This window comes from Pseudooceanicola sp. LIPI14-2-Ac024, assembly GCF_042188925.1.
In the GTDB taxonomy this organism is placed as follows: domain Bacteria; phylum Pseudomonadota; class Alphaproteobacteria; order Rhodobacterales; family Rhodobacteraceae; genus Pseudooceanicola.
Genome location: NZ_CP170102.1, coordinates 3899255 through 3918423, shown reverse-complemented (window position 1 = coordinate 3918423; position 19169 = coordinate 3899255). Strand labels below are relative to the sequence as shown.

The 19169-nt window shown below is 68.6% G+C and carries 17 protein-coding genes; 8 read left to right on the top strand and 9 right to left on the bottom strand.

Annotated features, from left to right (window positions below; genetic code table 11):
• Positions 1 to 2: 2 nt before the first annotated feature.
• The 5 genes from ACE2AC_RS19225 to ACE2AC_RS19205 all read right to left on the bottom strand — a co-directional run bounded on the left by ACE2AC_RS19225 (position 3) and on the right by ACE2AC_RS19205 (position 6371).
• Positions 3 to 1028 (bottom strand): ABC transporter ATP-binding protein, encoded by a 1026-nt coding sequence (locus ACE2AC_RS19225; protein ID WP_375689324.1) that lies wholly within the window; start codon positions 1026 to 1028, stop codon positions 3 to 5.
• Positions 1025 to 2032: an ABC transporter ATP-binding protein gene (locus ACE2AC_RS19220; RefSeq protein WP_375689322.1), complete on the bottom strand. Its 1008-nt coding sequence runs from the start codon at positions 2030 to 2032 to the stop codon at positions 1025 to 1027. Before ACE2AC_RS19220 ends, ACE2AC_RS19225 begins: the two co-directional genes overlap by 4 nt.
• Positions 2032 to 3204, bottom strand: coding sequence for an ABC transporter permease (locus ACE2AC_RS19215; protein WP_375689320.1), 1173 nt, complete (start codon positions 3202 to 3204; stop codon positions 2032 to 2034). The genes ACE2AC_RS19220 and ACE2AC_RS19215 overlap by 1 nt, the downstream gene beginning before the upstream one ends.
• A 6-nt stretch (positions 3205 to 3210) precedes the next feature.
• Positions 3211 to 4221, bottom strand: a complete 1011-nt coding sequence (locus ACE2AC_RS19210) for an ABC transporter permease (RefSeq protein WP_375689318.1) — start codon at positions 4219 to 4221, stop codon at positions 3211 to 3213.
• Positions 4222 to 4295: 74 nt separating this feature from the next.
• A complete protein-coding gene (locus ACE2AC_RS19205; protein WP_375689316.1) occupies positions 4296 to 6371 on the bottom strand; it encodes an ABC transporter substrate-binding protein in 2076 nt (691 codons plus the stop codon).
• A 311-nt stretch (positions 6372 to 6682) separates the two neighbouring features.
• Here ACE2AC_RS19205 and ACE2AC_RS19200 point away from each other — a divergent pair, with 311 nt between their 5' ends.
• The 7 genes from ACE2AC_RS19200 to ACE2AC_RS19170 all read left to right on the top strand — a co-directional run bounded on the left by ACE2AC_RS19200 (position 6683) and on the right by ACE2AC_RS19170 (position 14642).
• Entirely contained in the window at positions 6683 to 7888 is a 1206-nt protein-coding gene (locus ACE2AC_RS19200) for an iron-containing alcohol dehydrogenase (RefSeq protein ID WP_375689313.1), read from the top strand.
• Between the two features lie 164 nt (positions 7889 to 8052).
• On the top strand, positions 8053 to 9243 hold the full coding sequence (locus ACE2AC_RS19195) for an acyl-CoA dehydrogenase family protein (protein ID WP_375689311.1): 1191 nt from the start codon (positions 8053 to 8055) through the stop codon (positions 9241 to 9243).
• A gap of 12 nt (positions 9244 to 9255) precedes the next feature.
• Positions 9256 to 10386 carry an acyl-CoA dehydrogenase family protein gene (locus ACE2AC_RS19190; protein WP_375689309.1) on the top strand — a complete coding sequence of 377 codons (1131 nt, stop codon included), beginning with the start codon at positions 9256 to 9258 and terminating at the stop codon, positions 10384 to 10386.
• Positions 10387 to 10398: 12 nt separating this feature from the next.
• Entirely contained in the window at positions 10399 to 11262 is an 864-nt protein-coding gene (locus tag ACE2AC_RS19185) for a MaoC/PaaZ C-terminal domain-containing protein (protein ID WP_375689307.1), read from the top strand.
• 39 nt (positions 11263 to 11301) lie between these two features.
• Complete coding sequence (locus ACE2AC_RS19180; protein WP_375689305.1) at positions 11302 to 12168, top strand: SDR family NAD(P)-dependent oxidoreductase; 867 nt, start codon at positions 11302 to 11304, stop codon at positions 12166 to 12168.
• Between the two features lie 137 nt (positions 12169 to 12305).
• Positions 12306 to 13049, top strand: a complete 744-nt coding sequence (locus ACE2AC_RS19175; protein ID WP_375689303.1) for a sulfite exporter TauE/SafE family protein — start codon at positions 12306 to 12308, stop codon at positions 13047 to 13049.
• 69 nt (positions 13050 to 13118) lie between these two features.
• Positions 13119 to 14642, top strand: coding sequence for a YifB family Mg chelatase-like AAA ATPase (locus ACE2AC_RS19170; protein WP_375689301.1), 1524 nt, complete (start codon positions 13119 to 13121; stop codon positions 14640 to 14642).
• Here the strand turns inward: ACE2AC_RS19170 and ACE2AC_RS19165 are convergent.
• The 4 genes from ACE2AC_RS19165 to rsmI all read right to left on the bottom strand — a co-directional run bounded on the left by ACE2AC_RS19165 (position 14599) and on the right by rsmI (position 17815).
• Positions 14599 to 15507: an alpha/beta fold hydrolase gene (locus tag ACE2AC_RS19165; RefSeq protein ID WP_375689299.1), complete on the bottom strand. Its 909-nt coding sequence runs from the start codon at positions 15505 to 15507 to the stop codon at positions 14599 to 14601. The two genes, ACE2AC_RS19170 and ACE2AC_RS19165, sit on opposite strands and share 44 nt — an antisense overlap.
• A gap of 6 nt (positions 15508 to 15513) precedes the next feature.
• On the bottom strand, positions 15514 to 16449 hold the full coding sequence (gene gshB, locus ACE2AC_RS19160; RefSeq protein ID WP_375689297.1) for a glutathione synthase: 936 nt from the start codon (positions 16447 to 16449) through the stop codon (positions 15514 to 15516).
• A 71-nt stretch (positions 16450 to 16520) separates the two neighbouring features.
• Positions 16521 to 16937, bottom strand: a complete 417-nt coding sequence (locus tag ACE2AC_RS19155; RefSeq protein WP_375689295.1) for a YraN family protein — start codon at positions 16935 to 16937, stop codon at positions 16521 to 16523.
• Positions 16938 to 16954: 17 nt separating this feature from the next.
• Positions 16955 to 17815, bottom strand: coding sequence for a 16S rRNA (cytidine(1402)-2'-O)-methyltransferase (rsmI, locus tag ACE2AC_RS19150; RefSeq protein WP_375689293.1), 861 nt, complete (start codon positions 17813 to 17815; stop codon positions 16955 to 16957).
• 111 nt (positions 17816 to 17926) lie between these two features.
• On the opposite strand from rsmI, the gene ACE2AC_RS19145 reads away from it, so the two are divergent.
• Positions 17927 to 19105 carry a penicillin-binding protein activator gene (locus ACE2AC_RS19145; protein ID WP_375689292.1) on the top strand — a complete coding sequence of 393 codons (1179 nt, stop codon included), beginning with the start codon at positions 17927 to 17929 and terminating at the stop codon, positions 19103 to 19105.
• Positions 19106 to 19169: the final 64 nt, after the last annotated feature.

The window sequence follows — 19169 nt, the reverse complement described above, 5'->3', positions numbered from 1 at the left end:
CATCAGGCCGTCGCGGGCGCGGCGGCGGTGCGGGTGAAATCGAACTCTTCCGCGAAATGGCAGGCGGCCTGGTGGCCCGGCGCGACCTCGCGCAGGGCGGGCACCTTCTGCTTGCAGAGGTCGGTGGCGAAGCGGCAGCGGGTGTGGAACTTGCAGCCCGGCGGCGGGGCCGCGGGCGACGGGATCTCGCCCTCGAGCTTCTCGGCCGTCTTGGGCGCGTCGGGGTCGAGCGAGGGGATCGCCGAGAGCAGCGCCGAGGTGTAGGGATGGCGCGGGCGGGCAAAGAGCGCCCGCGTCGGCGCGGTTTCCACGATCTGGCCGAGATACATCACCGCCACAGCGTCGCAGACATGGGCGACGACAGAGAGGTCGTGGCTGATGAAGAGGAACCCGATGCCCATGTCGGTCTGGATCTGTTTCAGCAGGTTCAGCACGTCGGCCTGGATCGACACGTCCAGGGCCGCGACGCTTTCATCGGCCACCACGAACCGCGGGCCCGAGACCAGCGCGCGGGCGATGGAAATCCGCTGCCGCTGCCCGCCCGAGAAGGCATGCGGGAAGCGGCGCAGGTGTTCGAGGTTCAGCCGGCATTTCGCCGCGATCTCGCGCACGCGTTCGTCGGTTTCCTTGCGGTTCCTGGTGAGCTTCATGACTTCCAGCGGTTCCGCGATGATGTCGCGCACGGTCATCCTCGGCGAAAGCGCCGCGTAGGGGTCCTGGAAGATCAGCTGCGCGCGCTTGCGGTAATCCTTGAGGTCTGTGCCCTTGATCGACTGCAGATCAAAGCCGCGTTCGTCGTCGCGGTAGATCACGCGGCCCGAGGTGATCGGAGCGGCCTTGAGCAGTGCGCGGCCCAGCGTCGTCTTGCCCGAGCCGCTTTCGCCGACGAGGCCGAAGAACTGGCCGCGCTGGATGTCGAGCGAAATGCCGTCGACCGCGTTCAGGAAATGCTTTTCGCCCAGCAGGTTGCGACCCAGCGGGTAGCTGACATAGAGGTCGCGGGCCGAGATCAGCGGATCGCGTTTCATGCGGGCACCTCCATCGCCGGCAGCCCCTCGGCGTAGTGGCAGGCGACGGTATGCCCCTCGCCGGTGGTCCGCAGGTCCGGCGCCGTACGGTCGCAGTGGCCCTTGCGCGCGATGGCGCAGCGGGTGTGGAAGACGCAGCCCGCGGGCCGGTTCAGCGGGGACGGGATGTCCCCTGGCACCGGGGTCAGCGGGGCACCGAGATCCTCGAGCTTGGGCAGGGCGTCGATCAGGCCGCGGGTGTAGGGGTGGCGCGGGTCGCGGATCACCTGCCGGACGGTGCCGGTTTCCACGATCTTGCCGAGGTACATCACCGCCACCCGGTCGGCGGTCTGGGCGATCACGCCGAGGTCGTGGGTGATGAAGAGGATGCCCATGCCGAACTCGGTCACGAGGTCCTTCATCAGGTCGATCACCTGCGCCTGGATGGTGACGTCGAGCGCGGTGGTGGGTTCGTCCGCGATCAGGAGCTTGGGCGAGGTCGAAAGCGCCATGGCGATCATCGCCCGCTGCCGCATGCCGCCCGAGAACTCGAAGGCGTACTGGTCGAAGCGCTTGTCCGGCGCCGGGATGCCGACACGGGCGAGCATGTCGATCGAATGTGCCCTGGCCTGCGCCTTGGTCATGTCGGTGTGGATCATCAGCTGCTCGACCATCTGCTTGCCGACGGTGAGCGCGGGCGCGAAGGAGGCCATCGGCTCCTGGAAGATCATCGAGATCGCGCCGCCGCGGATCTGGCCCATGTCGCGCGCCCGTCTGAGGGCGAGGACATCGGTGGTCTTGCCGTCGACGGTCACGTGGACTTGGCTGCCCTCGCCGTAGACGGTGTTGTCGCCGTTCAGGCGCATCAGCGACTTGGCGGTGACCGACTTGCCCGAACCGCTCTCGCCCACGAGGCCCAGCACCTCGCCCGGGGCGATGTCGAAGCTGACGCCCTCGACGGCGGTGATCAGCCCCTCGTCGGTGCGGAAACGGATGTCGAGGTCGCGGACGGAGATCAGGCTCATCAGTGGGACGTTCCATAGGGGTCGGCGGCATCCCTGAGGCCGTCGCCCACGTAGACGAAGGCCATCACGAGCGCGATGAAGAAGAAGACGGGGATGAAGTACCACTGGTAGTTCAGCAGGACGTCGGCGCTGGTGGTGTTCTGCAGCAGCACGCCGAGAGAGCTGACCGGATCCTTCAGCCCTAGGCCGATGAACGACAGCGCGGTCTCTGACAGCACCACGTAGGGGAACGAGATCACGAGGTCGACGATGATGTAGCTGGTGAAGCTGGGCAGCAGGTGGCGGCGGATGATGTGGCCGGCCGGTGCCCCCTGGAGCTGCGCGGCGAGGACGTATTCCTGGTTCCGTTCGACCAGCAGGTGGGTGCGGACCCGGCGCGCCAATGTCGGCCAGTTGATGAAGCCGATGATGATCGTGATGAAGAAGAACCTCTGCTCCGCCGACCATTCCTGCGGGATGAAGGCCGCCAGCGCCATGAAGAGCGGGATGATGGGTATCGTCCGTATCGCGTCCGTGACCATCTGGATGACGCCGTCGAGCCAGCCGCCGAAGTACCCCGCCACGCCGCCGATGATGAGCGCCATCACGAAGGAGATCAGGACCCCCAGGGTGCCGACCGCGAGCGAGGTGTAGATTGCCGCGAAGGTGCGCGAGAAGATGTCCTTGCCGGTGTCGTCGGTGCCGAAGAGGTGGATGAAGCCCTCGTCCACGCCGAAGAGGTGGGTGTCGAAGGTGAAGGGGCCCATGTCGTATTCCCAGCCCTCGACGAAGAGGTAGACATAGCGCCGGTCGTCGGGATCGACGGTCGTCACCCAGCGGAAGTTGGTGGCAAGCGAACGTTCGCGTTTCAGGCCGTAGATGAAGGGCCGCCACGAACACCCGTTGTCGTCGCAGAACATCGGCACCTGCGGCGCGCCGTTGGTGTAATCCTTGTCGCGGCCCGCGATGGTCGGATCGTAGGGCGCGATGAAGGACGCGAAGATGCCCGACAGGATCAGGAAGACCAGGATGCCGGCGGCGATCATCGCGCTGGTGTTCCTGCGGAACCGCGCCCAGATCAGCTGCCGCTGGGAGGCGGTGAAGTAGGCCTCGCGCGCGCGGCGCTCGACAGCGTCCTCGGTTTCCACGATGGCGACGTCGGGGCCGGTGGTCTGGTTGGTCTCGAAGGTCATGGCACCCTACCCTCCCAGCACCGATTTCCGGACGCGCGGGTCGATCAGCGCCAGCGCGATGTCGGTGATGAAGTTCAGCCCCACGATGGTCGCCGTCAGCATGAAGATGATCGCCCCGGCCAGCTGCTGGTCGTTCGACCGCGCCAGCGCCTCGAGGAGGAGCGATCCCGCCTCGGTCAGGGTCAGGATCACGGCGACGATGGGCAGTTCGTTGAAGATCCGGTTCAGGTCGAACCCGAAGGAGTTGATGATCGGCCCGAGCGCGTGCCGCGCCGGGTAGCGCCAGCGCAGCCGGCTGCCGTAGAGGCCGCGTGCCTGCGCGGCGGTGACGTAGAGCTTGCCGTTCTCATCCAGCATCAGCGCCCGCACCGTCTGCACGGCAAAGGCCGTCGCCGACCAGCCGAGAATAAAGACAGGCAGCCAGACCCGGCTCATCAGGTCGAGGAACTTGTCCATCGACCAGGGCGCGTCGCGGTATTCGGGCGAGAAGAGGCCCGACATGCTGTCGCCGAACATCATGGTCGAGATCAGCATCACCATCAGCGCCAGCAGGAAGTTCGGCATGGCAAGACCGAGGTAGCTGACGAAGCGCAGAGACCCGTTCAGCACGGCGGATTTCGACGAGGCCGCCAGCATCCCCACCGGGATCGCGATCAGGTAGGCGAGGAAGAGCGATCCGAAACAGATCGCCGCCGAGATGATGAACTTGCCCCCCAGCAGGTCGTTGATGTCGAGCCGCAGGATGCAGCTCTGGCCGAAATCCCAGTGGAAGAACACGTCGGTCACCCAATCGAGCCAGCGCACGATGAACGGCCGGTCGAGGCCCAGCCGCCGCTCCTCGGCCTCGATATCGGCGATCGAGATGCCGGAGCCCTGGGTGTTCTTGAAGGCGAGGTAGCGTTCGGCGCAGGTGCCCGGCACCAGTTCCATCAGCGAAAAGACGATCAGGGAGACGAGCAGCAGAGTGAACAGCGCCATCGCGGCGCGGATCGCAGTGAATCGTGCGAATTGCAGCATGTCTTCCCTGTCCTGGACGGCCGGTTGTCCGGCGCTGTTCTGGGCGAGCCCGGCGGGCCGGCGTAGGGTGGGGTTCACCCCCACCCTACAGGTCGCATCACTCCGAGAAGTACCACTGCGCCGGAAGGTACGGGAACGTCCGGTAGTACTCGTAAGACTGAGTTCTGGAACTCCGGCACGTTCTTGAGCGCGTTGCGGTGATAGATCACGTTCGGCGCCTGCACCGTGCCGATGAACGGCAGGTTCTCGGCCATCGACTTGGCCAGGCGTGCGCCGATCTCGGACTGGTCGTCCGATCCCGGGACCGCGCCCTGGAACGCGTCGACATCGGCCATCATGGTCTTGACCCATTCCGGCGGCTCGACGCCCGACGCGCCGTTGCTGTCGACCCATTCGGCCCAGAGCATGCCGGTGCGGTGGCCGAAGTAGTTTTCGAAAGGCGGCACGAAGAGCTCCTTGTTGCCCATCACGATCGCCGTCGGCTGGCCCTTTTCCCACATGCCGACATCCAGCTGGTTCGAGGACTGGGCCGAGCGGTATTCGTCCGGCGTCACTTCCTTGACCGCGGTGCTGATGCCGACGTCGGACCAGTATTGCGCGACCAGTTCGACAACTTCGCCGCCGATGCCCTGGGTGGCGAACTGCATGTTCAGCACCAGCTTGCCGCCGCCCGGAAGCTCGCGGAAGCCATCGCCGTCGGTATCGGCCATGCCGATCCCGTCGAGAAGCGCCTTGGCCGCCTCGGGGTCGTATTCGGCATAGAGCTTGGTCATCGCCGGATCGACGAACTCGGGCGTCGGCGAGAAGCCGATGTACTGCTTGGGTTCACCCTGCCCGAAGAACGAGGTTTCGTTCAGCTCGTCCCGGTTGATCGCCAGCGACATCGCCTTGCGGAAGTCGATGTTGCCGAAGACCTCGCGCTTGGCCTCGTCCTCGCTCGTCAGGTTGAACGAGAAGGCCGGCATCGCGATGGTGGGCTTCAGCTGGATGGTGAAGGCGCCCTTTTCCTGGTTCTCCAGCAGCAGCGGCGCGGCGGCCAGCGTCAGCGACTGCGACTTGTAGTCGACCTCGCCGTTCACCAGCTTGAGGATCCGCACCTCGTTGTCGTTGGCGTAGAGCTCGTCCTGGCGGCTGATGTAGGGCAACTGCTGGCCGGTCGTGTCCACCATGAAGAAATAGGGGTTCGCCACCAGCTTGCGGCCCTCGGTCGTCTCGCTGGTGTAGATGTGGCTTTCCAGCGTGGGGTAGGTCGCCTTGGCCAGGCAGTCCACCTTGTCGGGGCTGTTGAGCATCGGCGTCGGCGTGTCGGTCCAGTCGGAGTTCCCGAAATAGGCGGTGATCACGGCCAGGCCGGTGTCGAACCCGCATTCGGCCGCCAGCGCGTCGGCGTCCGGATTGATGTCGGGGTGGTACTGGCCCAGGAAGTGCTTGGGCAGGAAGGCCTGCGCGAAGGAGGTCGCGAAGTGCGCCAGCAGGCCCGGCTTCGGCGAAGGCAGGTTGAAGACCACTGTGGTGTCGTCCGGTGTGTCGACGGTCATCGGCTCACCGGCGACGAGGACGTAGTCCTTCGGCTTTTCGATGACCTTCGAATCCAGCGCGAGGTTGTCGTACCAGAACTTCACGTCGGCCGAGGTGAAGGGCGCGCCGTCCGACCACTTGTGACCCTCGCGCAGCTTGAAGGTCAGCTGGGTGAAATCGTCGTTCCATTCCCAGGACTTTGCCACGTTCGGCACGATGGTCTGCAGGTCGTCGGCATAGCGCACGAGGTTCACGTGACGGACCGAGAGGAAGTCGGATGTGCCCGCCTCGGTCGCGTTCGACAGCGCCCTGAGGGTGCCGCCGTACTGGCCGACCCCGTCGTAGGGCACGATGACCAGCGGCTCGGACGGCAGGCGTTCGGCCAGCGCCGGAAGCTCGGGGTTGCCCTTGATCTCACCGTTGAGGGCGGCGATCTCGGGGTTCTCCGAGAATGTCATGTCGCAGCCGGCGGCCTCCTGGAAGGCGGACAGCTCGTATTGCTGGGGAAAGTCGCCGGGGGCCACGCCGGCCATGTCGGCCACGGTGACCGCCGGGCATTCGGCCAGCGCCGTGCCCGCCATCAGGGCACTGGCAGCCGCCGAAACCAGCAGCGTTCGGGTCGTAATAGTCATTGGTTCGCTCCACTCCTGTCGAAATCGGCACGGTTCTGGCCATGCCTCGTATCGTTTGGTTGACGCTGCCCGCATCACCCCCGGGCGGATGTTGGACGGGCGCCTCGCGTTGCGTCAAGCTTTCCGCGCACCGGCCCGGCACGCGAAGGACAGAGGGTGGAAAGTTTGGGCATTCCCCCGGCACGGCGTCGACAGGCGTCCGGGAGCATGCGCCCAAGTCATTCACGCGAAAGGTGAATCTTCGCATCTGTCATCTCCTTGGCAGTCGGCGGCGGGTCTGCTTAGCTGCGGCCGACAGGGGAGGACGGCACATGCAACGCGACATCGACCATGACTTCAGCGCGGTCAGCCGGGCCTGCCGGATCCACAGCGGCACCGGCGCGCTGGACCGGATCGGGGACGAGCTGAAGCGCGCGGGCGTGCAGCGCGCGCTGGTGATTACCGGCCGGTCGGTGGCCGAGGGCACAGGGCTCCTCCCCCGGATCGAAACCGCGGCGGGCGGGCGGGTGGCGGGCGTCTTTGCGGCGATGCGCAAGGACACCCCGCTCGAGGACGTGCAGGCCGCGGTGGCGCGGGCCCGCGAGCTTGGCGCCGACGGGCTGATCGCGCTTGGCGGCGGTTCGGTCGTGCAGGGTGCGCGGGTGACGGCGATCCTGCTGGCCGAGAATGGCGCGCCCGAGGCGCTGGCCACCCAGTATCCCGAGGACGGGCCAGCGATCAGCCCGCGGCTGATGGCGCCCAAGCTGCCGATCCTGACCGCGCTGACCATCGGCACCACCGCGCAGGACCGCGGCGGTTCCCCGGTCAAGGGTGCGGAACGGCGGCTGGAATTTTTCGACCCCAAGACCCGGCCTGCCGCGCTCTTCTGGGATCGCGAGGCCCTGGCCACCGCGCCCGAGGGTATGCTGCGGGCAACGGCGGCGATGCTCTACTGGCGGGCCACGATGGACATGGGCTACGGGCGGGCGTCGGTGCTGGCAGACCTCAACCGGCGCGAGGTCTTTGCCCTCGCCGACCGGATCCGCCGGGCGCTGTCGGACGGGGATGCCGGCGACGCGGTGCGCGCCGATCTCTGCGTGGCCACCTGGCTGCAGAACCGCGCCGCGGATGACGGCGCGCGGCCGGTCGAAACCTGGACCTCGCGCGTGACCTATGCCTTCTCGACCGAGCTGTTCCACCGGCACGGCGAGGTGGCGCAGGGGGCGGCGGTTTCGGCGCTCGGGCCGAACGTGCTGCGCGAATTGGGCGCGCGCGACCCGGTGGCAATGGACGGTATCGCCGATGCGCTCGGGCTGCGGGTGCGTCAGGCCGAGGCGCTGCCCGAGATGCTGGCGGACCGGATGCGCGCCGACCTGGGCGCACTCGGCATGGCCGAGACCCTGACCACGCTCGGCGTACCGCAGGACAGTGCCGCGCCGATGCTGGAGCGGGCGCTGAAGAACTTCAACGCCGATCCCAAGCGGGAATTCATGGCAGAGCGTGACCGGCTGGCCGAGGTGATGGCGGCCTGCTGGTAGGCCCGCGCCCGGCCGCGGGCCGGCGATCCATGCCACGTTCATGTTTTCGCGCGGCGCCGCATTGCCGCCCGCCCTGCCCCGCCTGACACTCCCGCCGACATCCGTGCCATGCGGCCAGGAGGAGGCCGTGCCGTGCGGATCGCGGACAAGGGAGGTCTTCACCGATGAACGTCCAGGACAGCCAGCTCTCGGCCTTTCGCGCCGAGGTGCGGGAATGGCTCGATCGCAATTTCCCCAAGAGCCTCGCCGGACGCGGCGACGAGTATTTCGACATCTCGCCCCGTTATCCCGAGGGCGAGGACTGGGCCGCCTGGCGCCGGGCCATGGGCGACAAGGGCTGGGGCGGCACCGCGACCTGGCCGGCGGAGTATGGCGGCGGCGGACTGACCCGCGCCCAGGCCCTGATCCTGCGGGACGAGATGGAGCGGATCGGCGCCTTTTCCCCGATGGTGGGCATCGCGCAGAACATGTTCGGGCCCACCCTGCTGGAGTACGGCACCGAGGAACAGAAACAGCGCCACATCCCCCCAGTCGTCCGGGGCGAGGTTGTCTGGTGCCAGGGCTATTCCGAACCCGGCGCGGGCTCCGATCTGGCGAGCCTGAAGACACGGGCCGAGGACAGGGGCGACCACTACCTCGTCAACGGGCAGAAGATCTGGACCTCCGGCTCGATGCACGCGCAATGGTGCTTCTGCCTTGTCCGGACCGACACCAGCCACAAGCACGAAGGCATCTCGTTCCTGCTGATCGACATGGCGACCCCGGGGGTCGAAGTGCGGCCGATCACCCTGATCTCGGGCAAGCAGACCTTCGCCGAGGTCTTCTTTACCGACGTGAAGGTGCCCAAGGAGAACCTCGTCGGCGGGCTGCGCGAGGGCTGGACCATCGCCAAGCGGCTGATGCAGTTCGAACGCGAAGGCATCGGCGCGCGCCGGATGAACGTGGGCGAGTTGCGGCCGCTCGACGTGGTGGCCAAGGAATACGTGGGCACAGACGCGCAGGGCCGGATCGACGACCCGGACCTGCGCGCCCGGATCGTGCGCCACCAGATGTGGGAACGCGCGCACCGGCTGACGGTCGAACGGGTGGCGGCGGAATCGAAGTCCGGCCCGTCCGAGGCGACATCGGTCCTGAAGAACGCGGCCAGCCATGCGCTGCAGACCCGCGGCGAGATGCTGATGGAGATCATGGGCCACCAGGGCATCGGCTGGGAGGGCGACGACTATTCCCAGACCGAGCGGGATTCGACCCGCCAGATGCTCCAGAACAAGGCGCATTCGATCTACGGCGGGACCTACGAGATCCAATCGAACATCATCTCAAAGCGCATCCTCGGGATGCGCGACCACCAGTAAGGGGGCGGGATCATGGCCGTTCTGACCGAAGAACAGCAGATGCTGCGCGACGGCGCGCAGGAATGGGTGAAGGGCCGCGCGCCGATCTCGGCCTTCCGCAAGATGCGGGACGCGGGCGAGGTGTTCGACCGCGGGCTCTGGACCGAGATCGCCGGGATGGGCTGGGCCGGCATGGTGGTGCCCGAGGACTTCGGCGGGTCCGATTTCGGCGTGACCGGCATGGGGCTGGTGCTGGAGGAGATGGGCAGGCAACTCGTCGCCTCGCCGCTCTTCATCTCGGGCCTCGTCGCCGCGACCGCACTCCGCGACATGGGGTCCGACGCGCAGAAGGCGGCGTGGTTGCCGAAGATCGCCGATGGCTCGGCCATCGTGACACTCGCCGTGGACGAAGGCACGCGGCATGACACAGCGAAGACGGCGCTGACCGCTCAGTCTTCGGGCGACGGTTACGTCCTGACGGGCGAGAAGGTGCACGTCATCGAGGGGATGGCCGCAGACGCGATGCTGGTGCTCGCGCGGACCTCCGGCAAGGCGGGGGAGAGTGAGGGGCTGACCCTGTTCCTCGTTCCGGCGGACGCGACGGGCCTCTCGCGCCATCCGCTCAAGACCTTCGACTACCGCGGATTTGCTAAGGTCGCCTTCGACGGTGTGGCGGTCGGCAAGGACGCGGTCGTCGGCGAGGTAGGCAAAGCCCATGCCCCTCTGGAAAAGGTCCTCGACGTGGCCCGCGTCGGCATCGCCTGCGAGATGCTGGGGCTCAGCCAGCAGGCCTTTGACACCACGCTGGACTACCTCAAGACCCGGGTTCAGTTCGACATCATCCTCGCCCAGTTCCAGGCGCTGCAGCACCGGATGGCCGACCTCTTCATGGAGCTTCAGTTGGCCCGTTCCGTCGTCGAGCACGCCGTGCGCGAGATCGATGCGGGCAGCCCCGGCGCGACCGAGGCGGCGATCCTCGCCAAGGCCTTCACCGGCGACGTGGCCAACAAGATGACCCGCCAGATGATCCAGCTGCATGGCGGGATCGGCATGACCGACCAGTACGATGCGGGGTTCTACATCAAGCGGTCCCGCGTTCTGGAAACCACCTTCGGCAACGCGGCGCAGCAGTGCGACCGCTGGGCCCGGATGCGCGATTACTGAGAAAGGCACGACATGGGTGTACCCTATCCCGACCTGCTCGAGATGGCCTCGAAAGGCGACGACTGCTCCTACACCGACCGGGACGTGATGCTCTACGCGCTCGGCATCGGCATGGGCGAGGACCCTCTGGACGAGGGTGAGCTGGCCTTTGTTAACGAGGGCTGGCTGACCGAGCGCGGCCCGACGCTGAAGGTGGTGCCGACCTTCGCCTCGACCTTCGGCTATTTCTCGCGCCCCCCGGCGATCCCGGTGGACCGGGTCAAGGTGGTTGATGCCGCGCGCGACATCCTGTTCCACAAGCCGCTGCCGATCGCCGCCAAGGTGACGGCCGACAGCCAGTACACCGGCGCGTGGGACAAGGGTGACAAGGGCGCGATCATCCAGCGCGAACAGGTCATGCGCGACGAGAACGGCGAGAAGATCTGCACCATCCGGGGCATGTCCTTCGCCCGCGGCGACGGCCATTTCGGCGGCCCCAAGGACGGCGCGCCGGAGCCGCACCCGGTGCCCGAGCGCGCGCCCGATCTGACGGTCGATATCGACACGCGGCCCGGACAGGCGCTGCTCTTCCGCCTCGCCGGCGACCGCAACCCGCTGCATTCGGACCCGGAGTTCGGCCGCAAGGCGGGGTTCGAGAAACCGATCCTGCACGGCATGTGCACCTACGGCATCACCTGCCGCGCGGTGCTCTCGACCTATGCCGACTGGGACCCGAACGCCTTCCGCCGCCACGCGGCGCAGTTCCGCTCCCCGGTCTATCCCGGCGAAACGATCACGGTCGACATGTGGAAGGACGGCGGCACCATCAGCTTCGAGGCGCATGTGAAGGCGCGCGGGGTGACGGTGGTCAAGCACGGGTTGACCGAGCTGGGCTGAGCCTGCGCGGACACGAAGTACACACTGAACGGAGGAACCATGGCACTACTCGACGGCAAGGTCACGATCATCACCGGGGCGGGCAACGGCCTTGGCGCGGCATATGCAAAGCTTTTCGCGAAGGAGGGGGCGAAGGTCCTCGTCAACGACCTGGGCGGCGCGCGCGACGGCTCGGGCGGGTCGATCGGCGCGGCGCAGGCCGTGGTGGACGAGATCAAGGCCGAGGGTGGCACCGCCATCGCCAACGGTGACGACGTCTCGACCATGGCGGGCGGCCAGGCGATCTTCGACCAGGCCATCGCGGAATGGGGCAAGGTCGACATCCTGATCAACAACGCGGGCATCTTGCGGGACGAGACCTTCCACAAGGGGTCGGAGGCGAACTGGGACGCGGTGATCAAGGTCCACCTCAAGGGCACCTATTGCGTGACCAAGCCGGTCTGGCAGTGGATGCGCGACAACGGCGGCGGCGTGGTGGTGAACACGACCTCGACCTCGGGCCTGATCGGCAACTTCGGCCAGACCAACTACGGCGCGGCCAAGGCCGGCATCGCGGGCCTGACCCGGACCCTCGCCATCGAGGGCCGGAAATACGGCATCCGCGTCTGGGGGATGTCGCCCGGCGCGTTGACCCGGATGACCTCGGACCTGCCGCGCTACCGCGAAATGACCGAGAAGGGCGAGGATTTCCCCGTCACCGGCCAGCCCGACACCATCGCGCAGGCGATGCTCTACATGTGCTCGGACTTGTCCGGCGATCAGACCGGCAAGTTCATGCATGTCGCACGCCAGGGCGTGGCCGAGCTCAAGGTCATGCGCTCCAAGGGGTGGGAACCGACCCACGCCTACACCGCGCAGGAGATCGCGGACCATCACGACGACGTGTTTTTCCCCGACCCTGCCTGAGACCGGCGGCGCGTGGGATCACGGGGGGCGCTTCGGCGCCCCCTTGTCGTGCGGACCCGGCCTATCCCCCTGACCGGGATGGTCATTCCGCCCGCGCCGTGGCAAGCAGGCCGGACGTCCAGCGCCCCGAGGTTGCCGTGCCGATACCCGACCCCCTTGCCCTGATCGCCGCCTTCATCGTCGGCATGTCCAAGGGCGGGCTTGTCACCTTCGGCACCGTGGCGGTCCCGCTGCTGGCGCTGCGGATGGACCCGCTCGAGGCCGCCGCCCTGCTGCTGCCGGTCTTCATCGTCAGCGACATGGTCGGCGTCTGGCTCTACCGCCGCGATTACGATGCACGGAACCTGAGGATCCTGATCCCCGCGGGCCTTGCCGGGGTGGTGATCGCCACCGCCCTCGCCCCGTGGCTCCCGGCCGAGGTCTTCCTGATCGCCACCGGCCTGATCGGGCTGGCCTATTGCACCCGGGCCTGGTTCGGCCGCGCCCGCAACGGGCCACCGCGCAGCGCCGACGTGCCACGCGGCGTGTTCTGGGGCATCCTGACCGGCGTCACAAGCTTCATCTCGCACTCCGGCGCCCCGCCCTTTCAGACCTACGTCCTGCCGCAGAAGCTGCCCAAGCTGGTCTTTGCCGGGACGACGACGATCTGCTTTGCCGCGATCAACCTGTCGAAACTGCCGGCCTACTGGGCAATCGGCCTTTTCGATCACCTCGACCTGCCGACCGTCGGGATGCTGGTCCTCTCGGCCGTGATCGGCACCTATGCCGGCTACCGCCTGACCCGGATCATCCCCGAGACCCTCTATGTCCGGCTGATCCAGATCGCGCTCTTCCTGCTGTCGATCCGCCTGATCTGGGACGGGATCGTAAAGCTGACATGACCTTGAACCGGATGCGTTAACCAATCATCAACCACGCACCCTCTACCCTTGACTGGCAGGGGGGCAGGGATGATTTCACGCACCTACACCGTCGCCTTCGAAGGCGTCGAGCCGCGCATCGTCGAGGTGCAGTGTGCCGTCACCCCCGGCGTGCCCGCCTTCTCGGTCGTGGGCCTGCCGGACAAGGCCGTGTCCGAGGCGCGCGACCGGGTGCGCACAGCCCTCTCCGCGCTCAAGATCGCCCTGCCGTCGCGCCGGATCACCGTCAACCTCTCGCCCGCCGACCTGCCGAAGGAGGGCAGCCATTTCGACCTGCCCATCGCGCTCGCCCTGCTCGTCGCGATCGAGATCGTGCCGGAGGAGGCGGGCGAACGGTTCCTGTCCATCGGCGAGCTGTCGCTCGACGGCACCCTCGTGCCCGTCATCGGCGCCCTGCCCGCCGCCATGGCCGCGGCCGAGCAGGACCGCGGGCTGATCTGCCCCGAGGGCTCGGGCGCCGAGGCCGCCTGGATCGGCGGGACCGAGGTGCTGGGCGCCACCAGCCTCGGGGCCATCGTGCGCCACTTCACCGGGCAGGCGCCGATCACGCCCGCCGAACCGGGCGAGGTCACGTCCGACCCGCGACGGTTCGACCTGGTCGACGTGAAGGGCCAGGAGCGTGCCAAGCGGGCGCTGGAAATCGCCGCGGCGGGGCGGCATCACGCGCTCTTCGTCGGGCCGCCGGGATCGGGCAAGTCGATGCTGGCGGCGCGCCTGCCATCGATCCTGCCGCCGCTGACCCCGGCCGAGGCGCTCGAGACGTCGATGATCCAATCGCTGTCGGGCCTGCTGACCCGCGGCGGCATCTCGCGCGACCGGCCGTTCCGCGAACCGCACCACACCGCCTCGATGGCGGCCATCGTGGGCGGCGGGCGGGGGTCGAAACCGGGCGAGATCTCCCTGGCGCACAACGGGGTCCTGTTCCTCGACGAACTGCCGGAGTTTCCCCGCGCGGTGCTGGAAACCCTGCGCCAGCCGATCGAGACCGGAGAGGTCGTGGTCTCGCGTGCCAATGCCCATGTCCGCTATCCGGCGCGCTTCCTCCTGGTCGCCGCCGCCAACCCCTGCCGCTGCGGTCACCTGTCGGACGCGCACCGCGCCTGCGGGCGGGCACCCGGCTGCGGGACGGACTACCTGGGCAAGATCTCGGGCCCGTTGATGGACCGTTTCGACCTGCGGGTCGAGGTGCCGCCGGTCGCCTTCGCCGACCTCGGAACCGCCCCGGGTGGCGAGGCCTCGGCCACGGTGGCGGCACGGGTCGCGGCGGCACGCGAGGTGCAGTCGGCCCGGTTCGACGGCGGCGGGACGGCGCGGCTCAACGCCGATCTGTCGGGCGAAGCGCTGGAACGTGCCGCGGGGCCCGACGCGGCGGGCCGCACCTTGCTCGACACGGCGGCGGAGCGTTTCGGGCTGTCGGCGCGCGGCTACCACCGCATCCTGCGGGTGGCGCGCACCATCGCGGATCTCGACGGCGCGGACACGGTCGGCCGCGATCACGTGGCCGAGGCAATCACCTTCCGCCTGACGACCCTGCGGGACACCGTGCCCGGATGAACCGCGCGGCGTGGTCGAGGACCTCGTCGGCCTCGGGAAGCCAGCCCTGGAAGATCGCGCAGACATGCGGCAGGTCGTCCGAGAGGTCGAGCTCGACCTCCGCCCCGCCGGCGCGCAGGTGGTCGGCCATGTGCAGGCTGTCGTCACGCAGGATCTCGGCGCGGGAGGCCTGGATCCAGACCGGCGGACAGCCCGGAAAGTCGGCGAAGAGCGGCGAGGCGCCGGGATCGCGCGGATCGGCAGTGCCGAGGTAGAGACGCCGCGCCTCGTCGAAGCGGGTCACCGGCAACAGGACGTCGCGATCGGCGTTCTCGCGCAGCGAAGTGGCCGTGCCGGTGAGGTCTGTCCAGGGCGACATCAGGACCAGCGCCGCCGGGTGTTCTCCGCGCGCCAGCAGCCGTGCCGCCAGCGCGAGCGCGAGACCGCCGCCCGAGGAATTGCCCGCCAGCACGATCCTGTCATGGCCCGCAGCACGCAGGGCCTCCCAGACCGCCCCGGCATCCTCCAGCGCGGCGGGAAAGGGATGCTCGGGCGCGCGCCGCATCTCGGGCAGGCAGGCGCGCCATCCGCAGAGCTGCGCCAGCCGCGCGACCATCGCGCGGTGCGTGCGCACCGATCCGATGACATGCGCTCCGCCATGCAGCCAGATGATCACCCCCGCGCCCGCGCCCTCCGGCCCGGTTTCGGCCCAGGTGACCGGCACCCCGCCGAGGGTCTCGGCCCGGTACCTGGCGCCCAGGGGATCGCGGAACAGCGCCGCCTGGCGGTCGAACCGGCGCCGCGCGACGTCCGGGCCAAGCCGGGCAAGCGCCGGTTTCTCGACCCGCGCCAGGTAGCGGTTGAGGACCGTGAGCCGCCGGCTCATCGCGGGTCAGGCCCGCTTGGCCTCGATCGCTTCCCAGATCAGCGCGGCTGCATTGGTGCCGTCAAAGCGCTCGAGCTCTTGGATGCCGGTCGGCGAGGTCACGTTGATCTCGGTGAGGTGGTCGCCGATCACGTCGATGCCGACAAAGACCTGGCCCTTCTCGCGCAGGACCGGGCCGATGGTGGCGCAGATCTCGCGGTCCCGCTCAGTCAGGCCGACTTTCTCGGGGCGGCCACCGACATGCATGTTCGACCGGGTTTCGCCCGCGGCCGGCACGCGGTTGATTGCGCCGACAGGCTCGCCGTCGACCAGGATCACCCGCTTGTCGCCCTTGGTTACGGCGGGCAGGTATTTCTGCACGATCAGCGGTTCACGCGTGAAGCCGGTGAAGAGCTCGTAGAGCGACGACAGGTTGCGGTCGTTCTCGTCCAGCCGGAAGACGCCGGCCCCGCCGTTGCCGTAGAGCGGCTTGAGGATGATGTCGCCGTGTTTGGCCTTGAACTCGCGGATGGTCTCGATGTCGCGGGCGACGGTGGTCGGCGGCATCAGCTCGGGGAAGTCGAGGACCAGCAGCTTCTCGGGGCAGTTGCGGACCCAGAAGGGATCGTTGACCACCAGCGTCTTGGGATGCACCCGGTCCAGCAAGTGCGTCGTGGTGATGTAATGCATGTCGAAGGGCGGGTCCTGGCGCAGCCAGACCACGTCGACATCGGCCAGGTCGAGGTCCTGCTTTTCGCCCAGGGTGACGTGGTCGCCCTTGATCCGGCGCACCTGCATCGGCTGCGCCCGCGCGACCACCCTACCCTCGCGGTAGGACAGCTGGTCGGGGCCGTAATACCAGAGCTCGTGACCGCGCAGCTTGGCCTCCTCGGCCAGCCGGAAGGTGCTGTCGGCGTTGATGTCGACCCCCTGGATAGGGTCCATTTGAAAGGCCACCTTCATCGCATTCCCCGTCTCTGTCCGTCGCAAGGCCGGTCCTTGATGACGCAGAAGCCGGGGGGGTGCAATGGCGCTCAGGCGGCGAGGGCGTTTTCCATGACGCGGACCGCGCCCGTCCCGTCGACCAGCCCGATGTCGAACCGGATGTCGGTCAGGCTGCCCATCGGTTCGCGCCCGACGAATTCCTCGGCCGCGGCGCAGATCCGCGCGATCTGGCGCGCGCCGAGGCTGTCGAGCGCCCGGTCGAAATCACGCGCGCATTTCACCTCGACGAAGATGACGGCCGCGCTGCCGCGAAAGATCAGGTCGACCTCACCGGAGCGTCCCCGCCAGCGTCGCGCGGCCAGCCGGTAACCGCGGCGCTCGTAGTCCTGCTGCACCCGGTCCTCGGCCGCCTGTCCGGCCAGGTAGGCCCGGGCGCCGCGGCGCTGGCGCCGCCCGGTGGTCACCGGGGCCGCATCGCACCAATCCGCCTGTCGCCAGTTCCGCATCCGCCCCTCCGGCCCGGTCACTCCGTTTCGCGGGCCACCTCGAGGGCGCGTTGATACACGTCGCGCCGCTTGGCCCCGCGGGCCGCGGCGACATGATCCGCCGCATCGCGCACCGACATCGTCGCCAGTGCCGCCCGCAGATCGGTTTCTAGGTCAGTATCGCTAACAATCCCTGAATCGTCATACTCCACCAGCACCACGATCTCGCCCTTCGGCGGGGTGTCCGCGCAGCTCGCGGCCAGCTCCGTCAGCGTGCCGCGGCGCACCTCCTCGAACTTCTTGGTCAGTTCCCGGGCCAGCGCCGCCGGCCGGTCGCCCAGCACCTCGGCCGCGTCGGCGAGCATGGCCGCGACCCTCTTGGGCGATTCGTAGAAGATCAGCGTCGCGGGCACGGTGGAGAGCGCCTTCATCGCGGATTTCCGCTTGCTCGAGGTGTTGGGCAGGAAGCCCGCGAAAAGGAACTTGTCCGACGGCAGGCCCGAGATCGTGAGGGCGGTAATCGCGGCGGTCGCGCCGGGGGCCGCGGTGACGAGGTACCCGGCCCCGCGCGCCTCGCGCGCCAGGTCGAACCCCGGGTCGGCGACCAGCGGCGTCCCGGCTTCGGACGCGTAGGCCACGCTCTGGCCCGCTGCCAGCGCCTCCAGCAGGCGCGGGCGCACCCGGGCGCCGTTGTGGTCGTGGTAGGCCAGCAGCGGACGGCTGCCGAGTGCCACGCCGTGGATCTCCATCAACCGGCGGAGCGAGCGCGTGTCCTCGGCCGCCAGGACATCGGCGCTGGCCAGAATATCGAGCGCGCGCAAGGTGATGTCGCGCGCGGCCCCGATCGGGACCGACACGAGGTAGAGCCCCGGCGCCAGTTTTTCGCTGCCCGGATTCACGGCTGGATTCCCCTTGTCACTTCTCTATATTCCCGCAGGATACACCATGCCCGGAGCCACGCCTCCGCCCCGGCGGGGCCGGAGCGGCCCGCCCCAGCAAGGAGGCACGCCATGTTCGCCCTTTTGAAAGCCGCCTGCAAGGCGCCAGTCCGCACCGCTGCGGCGCTCGCCACGGCCGCGATGCTCGCCGCCTGCGGCCCGATGCCCTCGGGCGGGGGCTTCGGCGGCCCCGCGCTGCAGCCCGGCGACCCGGTCAAGGTCGCGCTGCTTGTGCCGCAGAACTCCGGCACCTCCGGCGACGCGGTCCTGTCGCAGAGCCTCGAGAACGCCGCGCGGCTGGCGATGTCCGACCTCGAAGGGGTCGAGATCGACCTGCGCGTCTACGACACCGGCGGCAATGCCGCGACCGCCCAGTCCGCCGCCAACCGCGCGGTGGTCGAGGGCGCGCAGATCATCCTCGGGCCGGTCTATGCCGGCGAGGCCAACGCCGCCGGCCTTGCCGCCTCGCAGGGCGGGGTGAACGTGCTGAGCTTCTCGAACAACACCTCGATCGCGGGCGGCAACGTCTGGGTGCTGGGCCACACCTTCGAGAACACCGGCCAGCGGCTGGCGCAATACGCCGTCTCGCACGGCAAGCCGCGCGGCGTGATCGCCTATTCGACCGACGTGCAGGGCCAGACCGCGGCCACCGCGGTGCGCGACGCCGTGGCCCGCGCCGGCGGCAGCATCGTCGCCGAGGTCCCGCATGAGTTCACCCAGCAGGGCGTCGTTAACGCCGTGCCGCAGATCAAGTCGGCGGTCGAGACGAACGGCGCCGACGCGCTCTACCTGACCGCCAACACCGCCGGCGCGCTGCCGCTCTTCAGCCAGATGCTGCCGGAGCAGGGCATCAGCAGCGACACCACCCAGTTCGTCGGCCTGACCCGCTGGGACATCCCGTCCCAGACGCTGGACCTGCCCGGCGTGCAGGGCGGCTGGTTCACCCTGCCCGACCCGAACCGCACCGCGCAGTTCAACTCGCGCTACGGCGCGGCCTACGGGTCGGCCCCGCACCCGATCGCGAGCCTGGCCTATGACGGCATCGCTGCCATCGGAGCGTTGGCCGCGCAGGGCCGCGGCCTTGGCGCGGGCGACCTGACGCAGGGCGCGGGCTTCCAGGGCACCGGCGGCGTCTTCCGGCTGCTGCCCGACGGGACCAACGAACGCGGCCTGGCCGTCGCCACCATCCAGGACCGCCAGGTGCAGGTGATCGACCCGGCGCCGCGCAGCTTCGGAGGGGCCGGGTTCTGAGCGCCGCCAACTCTTCCACGACCACGACCCTCGCGGCCGGGCCGGACAACCTGATCCGCCCGGC

Bases quoted from the DNA above. Each gene is read 5' to 3' on its own strand.
- ACE2AC_RS19155 (WP_375689295.1), bottom strand. From the start codon at position 16,937: ATGCGGAACTGGCGACAGGCGGATTGGTGCGATGCGGCCCCGGTGACC.
- ACE2AC_RS19220 (WP_375689322.1), bottom strand. From the start codon at position 2,032: ATGAGCCTGATCTCCGTCCGCGACCTCGACATCCGTTTCCGCACCGAC.
- ACE2AC_RS19190 (WP_375689309.1), top strand. From the start codon at position 9,256: ATGGCCGTTCTGACCGAAGAACAGCAGATGCTGCGCGACGGCGCGCAG.
- ACE2AC_RS19170 (WP_375689301.1), top strand. From the start codon at position 13,119: ATGATTTCACGCACCTACACCGTCGCCTTCGAAGGCGTCGAGCCGCGC.
- ACE2AC_RS19205 (WP_375689316.1), bottom strand. From the start codon at position 6,371: ATGACTATTACGACCCGAACGCTGCTGGTTTCGGCGGCTGCCAGTGCC.
- gshB (WP_375689297.1), bottom strand. From the start codon at position 16,449: ATGAAGGTGGCCTTTCAAATGGACCCTATCCAGGGGGTCGACATCAAC.
- ACE2AC_RS19195 (WP_375689311.1), top strand. From the start codon at position 8,053: ATGAACGTCCAGGACAGCCAGCTCTCGGCCTTTCGCGCCGAGGTGCGG.
- ACE2AC_RS19200 (WP_375689313.1), top strand. From the start codon at position 6,683: ATGCAACGCGACATCGACCATGACTTCAGCGCGGTCAGCCGGGCCTGC.
- ACE2AC_RS19145 (WP_375689292.1), top strand. From the start codon at position 17,927: ATGTTCGCCCTTTTGAAAGCCGCCTGCAAGGCGCCAGTCCGCACCGCT.
- ACE2AC_RS19225 (WP_375689324.1), bottom strand. From the start codon at position 1,028: ATGAAACGCGATCCGCTGATCTCGGCCCGCGACCTCTATGTCAGCTAC.
- ACE2AC_RS19180 (WP_375689305.1), top strand. From the start codon at position 11,302: ATGGCACTACTCGACGGCAAGGTCACGATCATCACCGGGGCGGGCAAC.
- ACE2AC_RS19215 (WP_375689320.1), bottom strand. From the start codon at position 3,204: ATGACCTTCGAGACCAACCAGACCACCGGCCCCGACGTCGCCATCGTG.
- ACE2AC_RS19185 (WP_375689307.1), top strand. From the start codon at position 10,399: ATGGGTGTACCCTATCCCGACCTGCTCGAGATGGCCTCGAAAGGCGAC.
- ACE2AC_RS19210 (WP_375689318.1), bottom strand. From the start codon at position 4,221: ATGCTGCAATTCGCACGATTCACTGCGATCCGCGCCGCGATGGCGCTG.
- ACE2AC_RS19165 (WP_375689299.1), bottom strand. From the start codon at position 15,507: ATGAGCCGGCGGCTCACGGTCCTCAACCGCTACCTGGCGCGGGTCGAG.